The organism is Pseudomonas sp. LB3P81, from assembly GCF_054897965.1.
In genome coordinates, this window is sequence record NZ_JBUBVG010000001.1 from 1,463,395 (window position 1) to 1,480,444 (window position 17,050).

14 protein-coding genes are annotated in these 17,050 nt (G+C 59.1%); 2 read left to right on the top strand and 12 right to left on the bottom strand.

From position 1 onward, the window contains the following. The first annotated feature begins 6 nt into the window (after positions 1-6). The gene (gene cobA / locus ACYZTL_RS06715) at positions 7-774 is read left to right on the top strand and encodes a uroporphyrinogen-III C-methyltransferase (RefSeq protein ID WP_461951113.1); all 768 of its coding nucleotides are present in this window, start codon (positions 7-9) and stop codon (positions 772-774) included. A 114-nt stretch (positions 775-888) separates the two neighbouring features. Here the strand turns inward: cobA and ACYZTL_RS06720 are convergent, their stop codons facing one another. From ACYZTL_RS06720 to ppsA, 8 genes are all read right to left on the bottom strand, one after another. Continuing rightward, the gene (locus ACYZTL_RS06720; protein WP_461951114.1) at positions 889-1,923 is read right to left on the bottom strand and encodes an OmpA family protein; all 1,035 of its coding nucleotides are present in this window, start codon (positions 1,921-1,923) and stop codon (positions 889-891) included. 107 nt (positions 1,924-2,030) lie between these two features. Next, a complete protein-coding gene (gene sigX / locus ACYZTL_RS06725; protein WP_461951115.1) occupies positions 2,031-2,621 on the bottom strand; it encodes an RNA polymerase sigma factor SigX in 591 nt (196 codons plus the stop codon). Positions 2,622-2,708: 87 nt separating this feature from the next. Beyond that, a complete protein-coding gene (locus tag ACYZTL_RS06730; protein WP_461951116.1) occupies positions 2,709-3,533 on the bottom strand; it encodes a mechanosensitive ion channel family protein in 825 nt (274 codons plus the stop codon). Positions 3,534-3,535: 2 nt separating this feature from the next. Continuing rightward, positions 3,536-3,784 (bottom strand): hypothetical protein, encoded by a 249-nt coding sequence (locus ACYZTL_RS06735; RefSeq protein WP_046027052.1) that lies wholly within the window; start codon positions 3,782-3,784, stop codon positions 3,536-3,538. Positions 3,785-3,847: 63 nt separating this feature from the next. Continuing rightward, entirely contained in the window at positions 3,848-4,843 is a 996-nt protein-coding gene (locus ACYZTL_RS06740) for a zinc transporter ZntB (protein WP_461951117.1), read from the bottom strand. A 39-nt stretch (positions 4,844-4,882) separates the two neighbouring features. Continuing rightward, a complete protein-coding gene (rraA, locus tag ACYZTL_RS06745; protein WP_093217480.1) occupies positions 4,883-5,374 on the bottom strand; it encodes a ribonuclease E activity regulator RraA in 492 nt (163 codons plus the stop codon). Positions 5,375-5,495: 121 nt separating this feature from the next. Then, positions 5,496-6,485, bottom strand: coding sequence for an alpha/beta fold hydrolase (locus ACYZTL_RS06750; protein ID WP_461951118.1), 990 nt, complete (start codon positions 6,483-6,485; stop codon positions 5,496-5,498). Between the two features lie 192 nt (positions 6,486-6,677). Continuing rightward, positions 6,678-9,053 (bottom strand): phosphoenolpyruvate synthase, encoded by a 2,376-nt coding sequence (gene ppsA / locus ACYZTL_RS06755; RefSeq protein WP_461951119.1) that lies wholly within the window; start codon positions 9,051-9,053, stop codon positions 6,678-6,680. A 176-nt stretch (positions 9,054-9,229) separates the two neighbouring features. Here ppsA and ppsR point away from each other — a divergent pair, with 176 nt between their 5' ends. Then, positions 9,230-10,048 (top strand): posphoenolpyruvate synthetase regulatory kinase/phosphorylase PpsR, encoded by an 819-nt coding sequence (ppsR, locus tag ACYZTL_RS06760; protein ID WP_461951120.1) that lies wholly within the window; start codon positions 9,230-9,232, stop codon positions 10,046-10,048. 149 nt (positions 10,049-10,197) lie between these two features. On the opposite strand, the gene prpD is transcribed toward ppsR, so the two are convergent. The 4 genes from prpD to prpC all read right to left on the bottom strand — a co-directional run bounded on the left by prpD (position 10,198) and on the right by prpC (position 17,004). Continuing rightward, positions 10,198-11,682: a 2-methylcitrate dehydratase gene (gene prpD, locus ACYZTL_RS06765; RefSeq protein WP_461951121.1), complete on the bottom strand. Its 1,485-nt coding sequence runs from the start codon at positions 11,680-11,682 to the stop codon at positions 10,198-10,200. A gap of 145 nt (positions 11,683-11,827) precedes the next feature. Continuing rightward, positions 11,828-13,018, bottom strand: coding sequence for a 2-methylaconitate cis-trans isomerase PrpF (gene prpF, locus ACYZTL_RS06770; RefSeq protein WP_461951122.1), 1,191 nt, complete (start codon positions 13,016-13,018; stop codon positions 11,828-11,830). A 56-nt stretch (positions 13,019-13,074) separates the two neighbouring features. Then, the gene (gene acnD, locus ACYZTL_RS06775) at positions 13,075-15,672 is read right to left on the bottom strand and encodes a Fe/S-dependent 2-methylisocitrate dehydratase AcnD (RefSeq protein ID WP_461951123.1); all 2,598 of its coding nucleotides are present in this window, start codon (positions 15,670-15,672) and stop codon (positions 13,075-13,077) included. A 204-nt stretch (positions 15,673-15,876) separates the two neighbouring features. Further along, complete coding sequence (prpC, locus tag ACYZTL_RS06780) at positions 15,877-17,004, bottom strand: bifunctional 2-methylcitrate synthase/citrate synthase (RefSeq protein WP_461951124.1); 1,128 nt, start codon at positions 17,002-17,004, stop codon at positions 15,877-15,879. Between the last annotated feature and the right edge of the window lie 46 nt (positions 17,005-17,050).

Here is a 17,050-nt window from a genome sequence, read left to right on the forward strand (position 1 = left end):
AACACTATGAACGCAAAAGTCTGGTTGGTGGGTGCAGGTCCTGGCGACCCGGAATTGCTGACTCTCAAGGCTGTTCGAGCGTTGAGCGAAGCCGACGTGGTGTTGATCGACGATCTGGTGAACGAAGCAGTGCTTGAGCATTGCGCCCAGGCGCGGATCATTGCCGTGGGCAAACGCGGTGGCTGTCGCTCCACGCCTCAGGCGTTCATTCATCGTTTGATGCTGCGTTATGCCCGCCAGGGCAAATGCGTGGTGCGGCTCAAGGGCGGCGATCCGTGCATTTTTGGTCGCGGCGGTGAAGAGGCGCAGTGGTTGCGCGAACGCGGGGTCGATGTCGAGCTGGTCAATGGCATCACCGCCGGGCTTGCCGGTGCGACGCAATGCGATATTCCGTTGACGCTACGGGGCGTTGCGCGCGGTGTGACGCTGGTGACGGCCCACACGCAGGATGGCAGCCGCCTGAACTGGCAAGCCCTGGCGCAAGGTGGCACGACATTGGTGGTCTACATGGGCGTGGCGAAGCTGAGTGAAATTCGCGAGCAATTACTGGCGGGGGGTATGGCGGCGAATACGCCTGTGGCGATGATTGAAAACGCTTCCCTGCCGAATCAGCGGGAATGTCGGAGCGATCTGATGGCGATGGAGGAAGATGCCTACGCCTTTGAGTTGAAAAGTCCTGCGATTCTGGTGATTGGTGAGGTGGCCGCCTACGGTGAGATCAAAAGATCGCAGCCTGCGGCAGCTCCTACAAGGATGTACGCAGGGCCAATGTAGGAGCTGCCGCAGGCTGCGATCTTTTCGACACACCGCAAATCCAATGCTGAAACCCAAATCGCAGACAAAGAAAAGCCCGACCTAAGCCGGGCTTTTCTCAGAGCTGCGGGCTAATTACTTAGCTTTGGCTTCAACCTGCGCTTCTACGCGACGGTTTACAGCACGACCAGCGTCAGTGGCGTTGTCAGCAACCGGACGGGATTCGCCGTAGCCAACAGACTGAACGCGGGACGATTCAACACCGTACTGGTTGGTCAGAACTTGCTTAACGGCGTTTGCACGACGCTCGGACAGTTTCTGGTTGTAAGCGTCAGGACCGACGGAGTCAGTGTGACCTTCAACAGTAGTGCTGGTGGATGGGTACTGCTTCATGAAGTCAGCCAGGTTCTTGATGTCGCCGTAGCTGTTGGTTTTAACAACAGATTTGTCGAAATCGAACTTAACGTCCAGTTCAACACGAACGACTTCAGCAACAGCTGGGCAGCCATCAGCGTCAACAGTTACGTTGGCCGGGGTGTCCGGGCACTTGTCAACGTTGTCGCAAACGCCATCGTTGTCGCTGTCGGAGCAGACTTCAGCCGGTGCTGGAACTGGAGCAGCAGCAGGCTTGGAGCCGCCACCGAAGTTCACACCGATACCGACGCTAGGAGCCCACTCGGTGTCGCCCTGGTCGATGTTGTACTGAGCTTCAACGCCGGCACGGGCGTAGAAGTTGTCTGTGAAGTACAGCTTGGCACCGCCGCCAACGTTGGCGAAGGTGGAACCGTTACGACCACCACGGCCGGTCTGGCCAATGCTTTGGTCGGAGAAACCAGCGGATACGTACGGACGTACCATGTCGCCTGGGTTGTTGAAGTGGTACAGAGCGTCAAGAGCGGTATCCGAACCCTTGATGTTCTTGCCATCTTCGCCACGAACGTTGTGAACTTCGTCGTAGCCCAGACGCAGTTCAACGTCGTCGGTCAGGAAGTAACCAACCGAGCCACCGAACAGGTTGCCGTCGTTTTTGAAATCGCGCTGGCTGTCGTAGTACTCTTTCTTGGCGAAGCCTTCGATTTCAACTGCGCCTTGGCCTTGTGCCAGTGCGCCGAGCGAAGTGGCTGCAATAAGAGAACCTATGGCCAAGCCCAAGGTGTTTTTCAGTTTCATCCGTTAAATCCCCATCTGGTGATTGTGAAGCAGTCCCGCAAACCGGGGGACAACTCGGCGGCAATTCTATCAGAAGTTGCCTACACGTAAGAGATATTTGCGCCGAACTAAGTTTCAGCAATGCCTGCAAATTTCTCACGCAATTTATCTAGAGCACGTTTGTAACGCATTTTTGTTGCACTCAAACCCATGTGCATGATGTCTGCGATCTCCTGAAACTCCAGCTCTGCGACAAATCGCAACACCAGAATTTCACGGTCAATCGGGTTCACATACACCAGCCAGCGATCAAGTCCGCCCTTCTCTTCGGGTGTCGGCGCCTTTTCTTCAGACGCTTCCTCGAGGGGGTCCAGACTCAAAGCGTCCATCAAGCGACGCTTTCGCCGTTCTTTCCGATACTGCGTGATGCATTCGTTGTACGTGATGCTATACAGCCATGTCTTGAACTTCGATTTGCCCTCGAAGTTCTTCAGTCCATACAACACCTTCAACATCACTTCCTGACAGACATCATCTGCGTCGCGATCGTTCCCAAGATATCGTGCACAGACGTTAAATAATGTTCGTTGGTAACGCCGCATCAATTCTTCATAGGCGCGCGTTACGTGAAACAGCTCGGTATGCGAGCGCGCGACCAACTCCTCATCAGAGAGCTCGCGGGGGTCGTAGCGCGTGGAGAGCGATTGAGCTTTATTCAAAACAAGTCTGGCCGACAGTCAGGTCAATGTCCGCCGCAGCCCTTTCAGGGCATTTTGCGGCGGCGTACATTAGCAGGGTTTGCCGGGTTAGCGGCTACTCACATGCTGCTCCAGGAGAATCCGATTGGAGAGAGAGACTAGCTCACCCTCATCGGTCAGCAATGTGGTTTTAACCGTGCCGATCTCTTCGATCTGACCTTCGACCTCACCAACACGCACTTGTTGCCCAACCTGATACAACTCACGCACATAGATTCCCGCAAGAATCTGACCGGCAATTTCCCGGCTTCCCAGTCCCATGGCCAGCGCAACCGCCAGACCAACGGTAATCAATACAATCACGATCACATGGTTCAGCAGGTCGGTCTTGACCTCCAACTGGCTGATCGCGACCGAAATGCTGATGATGATCACCAGACCCTGGGCAATTCGCCCCAGCCCGGCGGAGTAATCCAGCCCTACGCCCTCCGCAGCACCACGCACCAGCCCATTGGCCAGTTGCGCCAGCAGTACACCCACCAGCAGCACCAGCGCAGCGCCGAAAACTTTCGGCAAATACAGTGCAAGCATGTCCAGCGTAGCTGAAACTCGCTCAAGTCCAAGGGATTCTGCGGCCGAAACCAGAAAAATCAGCAGAACGAACCAATAGACAATTTTGCCGATCAGCGTGGAAATCGGCACTTGAAGGCCGGCCCGGGACAGCAGTTTTGTCAGACCGGTGCCGCCCATCAGGCGATCGAGACCCAGCTTGGCGAGCAACTTGGACAACAAAGTATCCAAAAGTTTCGCAACGACAAAACCCAGCAGCAGCACGACCAGTGCACCGAACAGGTTCGGAATGAAATTCGCAACCTTGGTCCATAACGCAGTCATTGCAGTGACGAGGCTCTGAGTCCAGAGATCAAGTTCCATATTCAATCAGCCTTATCAGCAGTGCGAACGGTAGGTTTACGGTGACGGGAAACCGGCGAGATATGGGCCGATCCGTTATTCAGGGCGATCATCAGCGCGGGCAACCATCGGCCCAGCAGGCTGAACAGATCGCCGGCGCCGACCTGGCGATTAGCGGTTTTCAGGACACGGCCGAGGCACGCATCGTCGTCACGGGTGGACGGTGAAGCGTTCAGCATGTCGCGCAAAGACTGTTCAAACGGATCGTGCATACGCACCTCTCGTGATGTCTGTGAAAGACGCGGCCAGATTTGCACGGGTCACATGATTCATCGTCAGACCCAGCGCAAACGTCGGAATAACCACCACTGCCCCAGTGCCACCGAGACCATCATCAGGCACGCGACCAGGAAGCCGTAAGGGCTGGCAGAGAATGGAATCCCCCCAACGTTGATACCCAAAAGCCCGGCCAGGAAGCTCATCGGCAAAAAGATCCCGGTGATGATCCCGAAGCGGTACATCGTGCGGTTCATGCGCACGCTCAAACGCCGATCTTCAGCCTCCAGGACCAGCCCCACACGCTCCCGGGTCAACTCCAGCTCCTCGAGGTAGCGGGTCAGGCTGTTGTTCAATTCGTTCCAGTAATCGCCGTCATCTTCGACAAACCAGGGCAGTTTTATCCGCGTCAGTTGACCGAAAATATCCCGCTGCGGTGCAAGGAAACGTTTCAGCGCAGCCGCCCTGCGACGGATCTGCAAAATGGAATCGTGTTTGGGTGAATACCGTTCGTCGGCATCCAGCTTTTCTTCTTCCTCATCGACCACTTCCGAGAGGCAACTGACCAGATCCTGCACCTTGTTGGTGAGGTACTGAGCCATATAAAGGATGAGTTCGGAGGCCGTTTTCGGTCCTTTGCCTTCGGCGAGCTGCACCAGCAACTCATCAGTGGCGCGCAACGGACGCAGACGCAGGGAAATCACCCGCTGTGCCGAGGCGAAGATCCGCACCGAGACCATGTCTTCCGGTTCGGCCCCCGGATTCAGGTTGACCCCGCGTAAAAATAGCAGCAGTTCGCTGTCGGAAAGCTGTAAGAGACGCGGACGGGTGTTTTCTTCCAGCAACAGATCACAGCTGAATTCACTCAAACCGCTGGATTTACGCAGCCAGGTCTGGGTTTGCGGGTGACTGCGATCCCAGTGCAGCCACAGGCTTTCATGCGCCTGCAGCTGCAAGTCATCGAGTTCAGTCCGGGCTAGCGAACGCGCACCGCCTTTACCATCCAGCACCAGGGCATGCACCAGCCCCCACTGCGCGTTTTCTTCCTCGAACATCCTCACCCCGTTCTAGAAACCAAAGTCTTGGCTCGACGTTTACTCAGGCATTTTCAGCGGGCTTGGCGAAATGATCACGCCGTTGTTGTCCGCATAAACATAGTGGCCTGGATGGAACGTCACACCGGCAAAGGTCACCGCAACGTTAAGATCGCCGATACCGCGCTTGTCGGTTTTCATCGGGTGGCTGGCGAGGGCCTGAACGCCCAGATCGGTCTGCGCGATGACATCGACGTCGCGGATGCACCCGTAGATCACCAACCCTTCCCAACCGTTTTTTGCGGCTTTTTCGGCCAGCATGTCGCCCAGCAACGCGCGACGCAGGGAACCGCCACCATCGACGACCAGCACCTTGCCATTCCCCTTGAGCTCGACTTGCTCCTTGACCAGCGAATTGTCTTCGAAGCACTTGATGGTCACGATTTCGCCACCGAAGGAATCACGGCCGCCGAAATTGCTGAACATCGGTTCCAGCACCTGCACCAGTTCCGGATAGGCATCGCACAGGTCAGGCGTGAGGTAATGGTTCATCGAGAAACTCCTGTAAAGAGGAAGACAATCGAGGATGTCGCAAAGTGACCAAAAAAACTTAGTGCGTCGTATCTTAGCCGCAAGCCGATCAGAGAGAAATGCCCTTGATAGAGCATCAGGCTCAGACTGCCGCCGCCAAATCCGGCTTGTCTCCCAGCAACGGCGTGCGCTGATCGGCCAACCAGCGCGCCACCAACGGCCAGACCTCAGCCTGCGCCGCTTTGCTGACGAGCATTTCCACGTGACCGAAATTATCGCCGAAGCCCTGCTCGCGACCGAGGTTGACGAACTGCTTATTCTCGGAGCCAACCTGGTCAAACAACTTGCGACAGGCCCACGCGGGATCCTGATGGTCACCCGCCGCACTCACCGCCAGTATCGGCAACCGGACTTCGGCCAATCCCGCCCACCAATCCTTGTCGGCATCGCCAAAGCGCCCGAAAAGACCGTACCAGCGCATGCCTTCCAGGGCCAGGCCAATCGGCTCGTCCTCCGGGCCGCGCTTGAGCCGTGAACCGGACAGTTGGGCGAAACGCTTGAGAATGAAGCGCCCGCTCCACTCAACCGGCGGAAGTTTCAACGGCCAGTAGGTGCGGCTGACTTGCGTGCCGAAGAACGCCGCAGAGGCCACCACCGGCTCGCCGATGTACTCGCCACCGAGTGCCGCCGCCAGGGTAATCCCGCCCAGCGAGTGGCCGATCCAGTGCGGAACCTGGCCGCTCTGCTCACGCACGAACGCGCCAATGGCCGGCAGATCGTAACGAGCGTAGTCGGCGACGCGGTTCCTGCGGTAGTCCTGGTTGCGCTGGGACAGGCCATGGCCGCGCATTTCCGGAATCCATACATCGAATCCCAGGCGCGTCAGGTAAGCCCCGAGCCCCAGGCCCTTTGGAGAAAACCAGAAACGGCGATTGGAAAAACTACCGTGCAACAGAATCACGGGTACGCCACGCACAGCCGGCTCATCTGCCAGGCCGAGGCGCGTGACAGCCAGTTCGACGGTGCCGTCAGGGCCGTTGCCGGGCTTCAAACGATAGACGTCTTCGCTCAGATCGCCGCGCCGCTCGGCGCTGATCAGGGCGACAGGAAATAGGTCGCTGCTGCTTTGCATAATGCCCTTGCACAAAAAAGGGCGGCATCCGGCTGGATGCCCGCCCTACTTGAATCCTAAAAAGGCCATCACTGAGCTACGTCGTTCCCTGTAGGAGCGAGCTTGCTCGCGATGGTCGCCAACGATGACGCGTTTATGCTGATTAAACGCGGCGTTTTGCAGCCCATCGCGAGCAAGCTCGCTCCTACAGGATCACGCCGAAGCTTGACCTTCCGCCAGGAAGAACCAGGTTTCCAGTACGGAATCGGGGTTCAACGAAACGCTTTCGATGCCCTGCTCCATCAGCCATTTGGCCAGATCTGGGTGGTCCGAAGGGCCCTGACCGCAAATGCCGATGTACTTGCCGGCCTTGTTGCACGCGGCAATGGCGTTCGCCAGCAGCTTCTTGACCGCCGGATTACGCTCGTCGAACAGGTGAGCGATGATCCCGGAGTCACGGTCCAGGCCCAGCGTCAGCTGAGTCAGGTCGTTGGAGCCAATGGAGAAACCGTCGAAGAACTCAAGGAACTCTTCAGCCAGAATCGCGTTGGACGGCAGTTCGCACATCATGATCACGCGCAGACCGTTTTCGCCACGGGCCAGACCGTTTTCAGCCAGCAGGTCGACGACCTGGCTCGCTTCGCCCAGGGTACGAACGAACGGCACCATGATTTCGACGTTGGTCAGGCCCATCTCGTTGCGCACACGCTTGAGGGCGCGGCACTCGAGTTCGAAGCAGTCACGGAACGATTCGCTGATGTAACGCGAAGCACCACGGAAGCCCAGCATCGGGTTTTCTTCTTCCGGCTCGTAGAGTTTGCCGCCGATCAGGTTCGCGTATTCGTTGGACTTGAAGTCCGACAGGCGCACGATGACCTTTTTCGGGTAGAACGCGGCCGCCAGGGTGCTGATGCCTTCGACCAGTTTCTCGACATAGAAGCCGACCGGGTCGTTGTAACCGGCGATGCGCTTGTCGACGCTGTCCTTGATTTCCTGTGGCAGGCCGTCGTAGTTCAATAGCGCTTTGGGGTGCACACCGATCATGCGGTTGATGATGAACTCCAGACGGGCCAGGCCCACACCGGCGTTCGGCAGTTGCGCGAAGTCAAAGGCGCGGTCCGGGTTACCGACGTTCATCATGATCTTGAACGGCAGATCCGGCATGGCGTCGACGGAGTTTTTCTTGATGTCGAAGCCCAGTTCGCCTTCGAAGATGTAACCGGTGTCGCCTTCAGCGCAGGAAACGGTGACGCCCTGGCCGTCTTTCAACAGCTGGGTAGCGTTGCCGCAACCGACCACGGCCGGAATACCCAGTTCGCGAGCGATGATCGCCGCGTGGCAGGTACGGCCGCCACGGTTGGTGACGATGGCGCTGGCGCGCTTCATGACCGGCTCCCAGTCCGGGTCGGTCATGTCGGAAACGAGAACGTCGCCCGGCTGGACTTTGTCCATCTCGGACACGTCCTTGATGATCCGCACCTTGCCGGCGCCGATACGCTGGCCGATGGCGCGGCCTTCAACCAGCACGGTGCCGGTTTCTTTCAACAGGTAACGTTCCATGACGTTGGCCGAGGTACGGCTCTTCACGGTTTCAGGACGGGCCTGAACGATGTACAGCTTGCCGTCGTCACCGTCCTTGGCCCATTCGATGTCCATCGGGCACTTGTAGTGCTTCTCGATGATCATCGCTTGTTTGGCCAGCTCGCTGACTTCGGCGTCGCTGAGGCAGAAACGTGCGCGATCAGCCTTGTCGACGTCGATGGTCTTGACCGACTTGCCGGCCGTGGCGACTTCGCCGTAGATCATCTTGATGGCTTTGCTGCCGAGGTTACGGCGCAGGATCGCCGGGCGACCGGCCTCAAGCGTTTGTTTGTGGACGTAGAATTCGTCCGGGTTCACCGCGCCTTGTACGACGGTTTCACCCAGGCCGTAGGCGCCGGTGATGAACACCACGTCACGGAAGCCCGATTCGGTATCGAGGGTAAACATCACGCCAGCGGTGCCGGTTTCGGAGCGGACCATGCGCTGCACGCCGGCCGACAGGGCCACCAGTTTGTGGTCGAAGCCCTGGTGCACGCGGTAGGAAATGGCGCGGTCGTTGAACAGCGAAGCGAACACCTCTTTGGCGGCGCGAATAACGTTTTCGACACCACGGATGTTCAGGAAAGTTTCCTGCTGACCGGCGAAGGAAGCGTCCGGCAAGTCTTCGGCGGTAGCGGAAGAGCGCACGGCCACGGCCATGTCAGGGTTGCCGGCCGACAGCGTGGCGAACGCGGTGCGGATCTCGGCGTTGAGCTTCTCCGGGAATTCGGCTTCCATGATCCATTGACGGATCTGGGCGCCGGTCCTGGCCAGGGCGTTGACATCATCGACGTCCAGGGCGTCGAGGGCGGCGTGGATCTGATCGTTCAGGCCGCTCAGTTCCAGAAAATCACGATAAGCCTGAGCTGTCGTGGCGAAGCCACCGGGCACCGATACACCGGCACCTGCAAGGTTACTGATCATCTCGCCCAGGGATGCGTTCTTGCCCCCTACGTGCTCCACATCATGGACGCCGAGCTTATCGAGGGAAACTACGTACTCTACCAAGGTGATCTCTCCACTAACTGTGTTGGAAAAGCTCAGAAGCCGGTGCTCTATAAAGGAGCGTTTGCCGACTGTATGGCCTGGACCTGGAAAATAAGTGAGAATGCGGGCCATTGGCGGCCGGCAAATCGCGCCTATCATATCCAAGAATGAACATTAGCTTAAGGCCCAAGGTGCAAATGAAACGATCTGCTTTCTTTATCTCCGATGGCACGGGCATTACAGCCGAAACCCTGGGTCAAAGCCTCCTGGCGCAGTTCGAAAACATTACCTTCAGCAAATTCACGCGGCCGTATATCGACAACGTGGACAAAGCGCGGGCCATGGTACAACAAATCAACAAAGCCGCCGAAACAGACGGCTTCCGGCCGATCATCTTCGACACCATCGTCAATCAGGACATCCGTGAGATCCTCGCAACGTCCAATGGTTTCATGATCGACATTTTCTCGACCTTCCTGGCACCGCTTGAACAGGAACTGACCGAGCATTCTTCCTACACCGTCGGCAAGTCCCATTCGATCGGCCACAATTCCAATTACATGGAACGCATCGAGGCAGTGAACTTCGCCCTCGACAACGACGACGGCGCGCGCACGCATTATTACGACAAGGCCGATCTGATCCTGGTGGGGGTGTCGCGTTGCGGCAAGACACCGACGTGCCTGTACATGGCCATGCAGTTCGGCATCCGCGCGGCCAACTACCCGCTGACCGAAGATGACATGGAACGCCTGACCCTGCCAAACGCCCTGCGCGCCCACCAGCACAAGCTGTTCGGCCTGACCATCGACCCGGACCGTCTCACCGCGATCCGCAACGAGCGCAAGCCCAACAGCCGCTATTCGAGCTACGCACAGTGCGAGTTTGAAGTGCGCGAGGTGGAGAACCTGTTCCGCCGCGAGAACATTGCGCACATCAATTCCACGCATTTTTCGGTGGAAGAAATCTCCGCGAAAATCCTCGTTGAGAAAGGCGTGGAGCGGCGGTTCAAATAGATTTCCAGCGCCTGTCAGGCCGCCTTCGCGAGCAAGCCCGCTCCCACAGTGAATCTCAGTCGTCTGCAAATGTTGTATTCACTGAAAATCCCTTGTGGGAGCGGGCTTGCTCCGGGCGGCGTTCCGACGAAGAACGATAACGCGGTCTCTCAGATAACAAACAAATCCACAAACCGGTTCACCGGCGTCGCCTCAAGCCGCGCCTGATCCTTGCACAACGCAAAAATCTCGGCACTGCGCTGCGCCGTGAATCGCGTCGCCAGATTCGCCTTGAATTTGTCTTCCAGCAGCGCAATACCCTCCGCGCGGCGACGGCGATGACCGATCGGGTATTCAACCACCACCTTCTCGGTGCTTGAACCGTCCTTGAAAAACACCTGTATCGCATTGGCAATGGAGCGTTTGTCCGCCTCCAGGTATTCACGGGTGTATTGCGGGTCTTCGACGATAACCATTTTCTCGCGCAGCACATCAATGACCGGATGCGCCGCATGGAAGTTGTCTTCGTACTGCTCGGCCACCAGATTGCCAAAGGCCAGCGGGACGGCGGTCATATATTGAATGCAGTGGTCGCGATCCGCCGCATTGGCCAGCGGGCCGACCTTGGAAATGATGCGGATCGCCGATTCGTGGGTGGTGATGACGATTCTGTCGATGTCGTGCAGGCGATTTCTGACTAGCGGGTGCAAGGTCACGGCGGCTTCGCAGGCTGTTTGCGCGTGGAATTCGGCCGGGAAGCTGATTTTGAACAGCACGTTTTCCATCACGTAGCTGCCATAGGAGCGGGTAAAACTGAAGGCACGCTTGCCTTCGGCCTTGAGCGCCAAGTCGTTGTTGGTGTGGCTGAACAACACGTCGTAGAAGCCCCACTGCCTGGCCGTCAGCACGCCGGGAATGCCCATCTCGCCACGCATCGCGATGTCCGCCAGGCGCACGCCTCGACTGGTCGCATCACCCGCCGCCCAGGATTTGCGTGAACCGGCATTCGGCGCATGCCGATAGGTGCGCAGCGCTTGCCCGTCGGCAAAGGCATGGGACAACGCCGACAGCAACTGCTCGCGATTGGCGCCCATCAGTTTGGCGGTAACGGCGGTCGAGGCGACTTTCACCAGAATGACGTGATCAAGGCCTACACGATTGAAGGAGTTTTCCAACGCAATGACGCCCTGAATCTCGTGAGCCATGATCATGGCTTCAAGTACGGCGCGAACGGTCAGTGGCGCATCACCACTGGCCAGACGCTTTTGCGACAGGTGATCGGCCACCGCGAGAATGCCGCCGAGGTTATCGGACGGATGGCCCCATTCGGCGGCGAGCCAGGTGTCGTTGTAGTCGAGCCAGCGAACGATACAGCCAATGTCCCAGGCCGCTTTGACCGGATCGAGACGGTAACTGGTGCCGGGCACGCGGGTGCCGAACGGGACGACGGTGCCCTCCACAATAGGGCCCAGGTGTTTGGTGCATTCGGGAAAGCGCAGGGCCAGGAGGCCGCAGCCGAGAGTGTCTATCAGGCAGTTGCGGGCGGTGTCCAACGCCTCATTGGATTCGATCTTGAAGGTGAGGACGTAGTCGGCAATGTCCTGCAGGACCGTGTCGTAGTCGGGGCGGTTGTTCTGGTCGACGTTGGTGCTCATGTTCGATTCACTCTTGAAGTGGTTCGTTGATGGGACCTCGGTTCAGGTTAAATCGTAGGAGCTGCCGAAGGCTGCGATCTTTTGATCTTGTTTTAAAAAGCAAAGATCGCAGCCTTCGGCAGCTCCTACGGGGGTTATGTGTCGGTTAGAAAGAATCCCCCGGCACACGGACGAAGCCTTCCATCAACACCCGCGCACTGCGGCTCATGATGGCTTTGTTGACGGTCCACTCGCCGCTCACCTGGCTCGCTTCGGCGCCGACGCGCAAGGTGCCCGACGGATGACCGAAGCGCACAGCGTTGCGCTCGACACCACCGGCCGCGAGGTTCACCAAAGTGCCGGAAATGGCTGCCGCCGTGCCGATGGCCACCGCCGCGGTGCCCATCATCGCGTGGTGCAACTTGCCCATGGACAACGCACGCACCAACAGATCGACATCCCCCGCTGCAATCGCTTTACCGCTCGACGCGACGTAATCCACAGGTTTGGCAACGAAGGCTACTTTCGGTGTGTGCTGACGTTTGGCCGCTTCGTCCAGCGACTTGATCAGTCCCATGCGCAACGCGCCATAGGCCCGAATGGTCTCGAACATCGCCAACGCTTTCGGATCACCGTTGATAGCGCCCTGCAACTCGGTGCCGGTGTAACCGATGTCTTCGGCATTGACGAAAATGGTCGGGATACCGGCATTGATCATGGTCGCCTTAAAGGTCCCGACGCCGGGCACTTCGAGGTCGTCCACCAAATTCCCGGTAGGAAACATCGAACCGCCACCGCCCTCTTCTTCCGCCGCCGGGTCCATGAATTCGACCTGCACTTCGGCCGCCGGAAAGGTCACGCCGTCGAGTTCGAAATCGCCGGTTTCCTGCACTTCACCGTTGGTGATCGGCACGTGGGCGATGATGGTCTTGCCGATGTTGGCCTGCCACACGCGCACCACCGCCACACCGTTGTGCGGAATGCGGCTGGCGTCGACCAGGCCGTTGCTGATGGCGAACGAACCGACCGCCGCCGACAGGTTGCCGCAGTTGCCGCTCCAGTCCACGAAAGGCTTGTCGATCGACACCTGACCGAACAGGTAATCGACGTCGTGATCGGCCTTGAGGCTTTTCGACAGGATCACGGTTTTGCTGGTGCTGGAGGTCGCGCCGCCCATGCCGTCGATTTGCTTGTCGTACGGGTCGGGGCTGCCGATCACGCGCAGCAACAGCGCATCGCGCGCCGGGCCAGGAATCTGAGCCGCTTCGGGCAGGTCTTTCAGGCTGAAGAACACGCCTTTGCTGGTGCCGCCACGCATGTAGGTGGCGGGGATTTTGATCTGCGGTGCGTGAGCCATTGTTACTCCTTCATAGCGGGCAAGGGACTTGAAATCCCCTGCCCGCAAACCGGGTTTTAGACGGCGACTGCCGATTCTTCGAGGAAGTCCTGAGCGAAGCGTTGCAACACGCCGCCGGCCTCATAGATCGACACTTCTTCGGCGGTGTCGAGACGGCAGGTCACCGGCACTTCGACGCGCTCACCGTTTTTGCGGTTGATCACCAGCGTCAGCTCGGCACGCGGCGTGCGTTCGCCGATCACGTCGTAGGTTTCGCTGCCGTCGATGGCCAGGGTGTGACGGTCGGTGCCCGGTTTGAACTCCAGTGGCAACACGCCCATGCCCACCAGGTTGGTGCGGTGAATGCGTTCGAAACCTTCGGCGGCAATCGCTTCCACACCCGCCAGACGCACACCCTTCGCTGCCCAGTCGCGGGATGAACCCTGACCGTAGTCGGCGCCGGCAATGATGATTAGCGGCTGCTTGCGCTCCATGTAGGTTTCGATGGCTTCCCACATGCGCATCACCTGGCCTTCCGGCTCGACGCGGGCCAGCGAGCCCTGCTTGACCTTGCCGTTTTCCTGGACCATTTCGTTGAACAGTTTCGGGTTGGCGAAGGTCGCGCGTTGCGCGGTCAGGTGATCGCCGCGGTGCGTGGCGTAGGAGTTGAAGTCCTCTTCCGGCAGGCCCATTTTCGCCAGGTATTCGCCGGCGGCGCTGTCGAGCATGATCGCGTTCGACGGCGACAGGTGATCGGTGGTGATGTTGTCCGGCAGCACCGCCAGCGGGCGCATGCCCTTGAGCGGACGCGCACCGGCCAGCGCGCCTTCCCAGTACGGCGGACGGCGGATGTAGGTGCTCATCTCGCGCCAATCGTACAGCGGCGTGACCTTCGGCCCGGTGTCTTCATGGATGGCGAACATCGGGATGTAGACCTGACGGAACTGCTCCGGTTTGACCGAGGCCTTGACCACTGCGTCGATCTCTTCGTCGCTCGGCCAGATGTCTTTCAGACGGATTTCCTTGCCGTTCGCATCCAGGCCCAACACATCTTTTTCGATGTCGAAACGGATGGTGCCGGCGATGGCATACGCGACCACCAATGGCGGCGAAGCGAGGAACGCTTGCTTGGCGTACGGGTGAATCCGCCCGTCGAAGTTGCGGTTGCCCGAGAGCACGGCGGTGGCGTACAGGTCGCGGTCGATGATCTCTTGCTGGATCACCGGATCGAGCGCACCGGACATGCCGTTGCAGGTGGTGCAGGCGAAGGCCACAACGCCGAAACCGAGTTGTTCCAGCTCGTCGGTCAGGCCCGCTTCATCGAGGTACAACGCTACGGTTTTCGAACCCGGCGCCAGGGACGATTTGACCCACGGCTTGCGGGTCAGACCGAGCTTGTTCGCGTTGCGCGCCAGCAGGCCGGCGGCAATCACGTTGCGCGGGTTGCTGGTGTTGGTGCAGCTGGTGATGGCGGCGATGATTACCGCACCGTCCGGCATCTGGCCAGGCACGTCACTCCACTGGCCGGAGATGCCCTGCGCGGCCAGATCCGAGGTCGCAACGCGGGCGTGCGGGTTGCTCGGGCCGGCCATGTTGCGTACCACCGAGGACAGGTTGAAGGTCAAGCCGCGCTCGTATTGCGCGCCCTTCAGGCTGTCGGCCCACAGGCCCGTGGTCTTGGCGTAGTGCTCGACCAACTGCACTTGCTCGTCTTCACGGCCGGTGAGTTTGAGGTAGTCGATGGTTTGCTGGTCGATGTAGAACATCGCCGCGGTGGCGCCGTATTCCGGGGCCATGTTGGAAATGGTTGCGCGGTCGCCGAGGGTCAGCGCGGAGGCGCCTTCGCCGAAGAATTCCAGCCATGCGCCAACCACTTTTTGCTTGCGCAGGAACTCGGTCAGCGCCAACACCATGTCGGTGGCGGTGATGCCCGGTTGCAGCTTGCCGGTCAGTTCGACGCCGACGCTTTCCGGCAGACGCATCCACGATGCGCGGCCGAGCATCACGCTCTCGGCTTCCAGACCACCAACGCCGATGGCGATCACGCCCAACGCATCGACATGCGGGGTGTGACTGTCGGTGCCGACGCAGGTATCAGGGAACGCCACGCCATCGCGCACCTGAATCACCGGAGACATTTTCTCCAGGTTGATCTGGTGCATGATCCCGTTGCCGGGCGGAATCACGTCGACGTTCTTGAACGCCTTTTTGGTCCAGTTGATGAAGTGGAAACGATCTTCGTTGCGACGATCTTCGATGGCGCGGTTCTTCTCGAACGCCTGCGGATCGAAGCCACCGCGCTCGACGGCCAGGGAGTGGTCGACAATCAGTTGCGTCGGCACCACCGGGTTCACTTGCGCCGGGTCGCCACCTTGCAGGGCGATGGCGTCACGCAGGCCGGCGAGGTCGACCAATGCGGTCTGACCGAGGATGTCGTGGCACACCACGCGGGCCGGGAACCACGGGAAATCGAGGTCGCGTTTGCGCTCGATGAATTGCTTCAGGGATTCGGTGAGCGTGGCCGGGTCGCAGCGACGCACCAGGTTTTCCGCCAGCACGCGGGAGGTGTACGGCAGGGTGTCGTAGGCGCCGGGCTGGATGGCTTCGACCGCCGCACGGACATCGAAGTAATCCAGATGGCTGCCGGGCAGCGGTTTACGGAATTCAGTGTTCATCGGTCAGGACTCGGTCACGGTAATTACAAAGGATGGGGCCTGGCACCAGACTTGAAGTTCACACCATCCACTGTGGGAGCGAGCCTGCTCGCGATAGCGATGTATCTGGCGACATTGATGTTGAATGTCAGTCCGTCATCGCGAGCAGGCTCACTCCCACAGGGATCTGCGTTGCATTCAGATCCCGGAGTCAGCCCTCACCATTCAGCGTTGTTCGATTGGCACGAACTTGCGCTGTTCGACGCCGGTGTATTCGGCGCTCGGGCGGATGATGCGGTTGTTGGCACGCTGTTCGAACACATGCGCTGCCCAACCGGTCAGGCGCGAGCAGACAAAGATCGGCGTGAACAACTTGGTCGGAATACCCATGAAGTGGTACGTCGACGCATGGTAGAAGTCGGCGTTCGGGAACAGTTTTTTCTGCTCCCACATGGTCTTGTCGATGGCTTCGGAAACCGGGAACAACAGCGTGTCGCCCACTTCGTCCGCGAGTTTTTTCGACCAGCCCTTGATCACCTCGTTGCGCGGATCGTTGTCCTTATAGATCGCGTGGCCGAAGCCCATGATCTTGTCCTTGCGCTCGAGCATGCCGAGGGTGCCTTTGATCGCCTCTTCCGGCGACGAGAAGCGCTCGATCATTTCCATCGCCGCTTCGTTGGCGCCGCCGTGCAGCGGACCGCGCAGGGAACCGATGGCCGCAGTGACGCAGGAGAACAGGTCGGACAGGGTCGATGCACACACCCGCGCGGTGAAGGTCGAAGCGTTGAATTCGTGTTCCGCGTAGAGGATCAGCGAAACGTTCATCACTTTGACGTGCAACTCGCTCGGTTTCTTGTCGTGCAGCAGGTGCAGGAAGTGGCCGCCAATGGATTGTTCGTCGCTCACACAGCTGATGCGCTTGCCGTCGTGGCTGAAGCGATACCAGTAACACATGATCGCTGGAAACGCGGCCAGCAGGCGGTCGGTTTTGTCGTGCTGCTCGGAGAAATCTTTCTCCGGCTCGATATTGCCCAGGAACGAGCAACCGGTGCGCATCACGTCCATCGGGTGGGCGTCGGCGGGGATGCGTTCCAGCACTTCTTTCAAGGCTTGCGGCAGGTCGCGCAGCTTGCTCAGTTTGTCCTCGTAAGCAGCGAGTTGTGCTTTGGTCGGCAGTTCGCCGTACAGCAGCAGGTAGGCCACTTCTTCGAACTGGGCGTCAGCCGCCAGTTCGCGAACGTCGTAGCCGCGATAGGTCAGGCCTGCGCCCGACTGGCCCACGGTGGACAGTGCGGTTTGTCCGGCAACCTGGCCACGGAGCCCGGCGCCACTGAGTACTTTTGCTTCGGCCATTGCTGTCTCCAGTATTTTTGAATTTGTCAGGGAATCGGCAAATTGT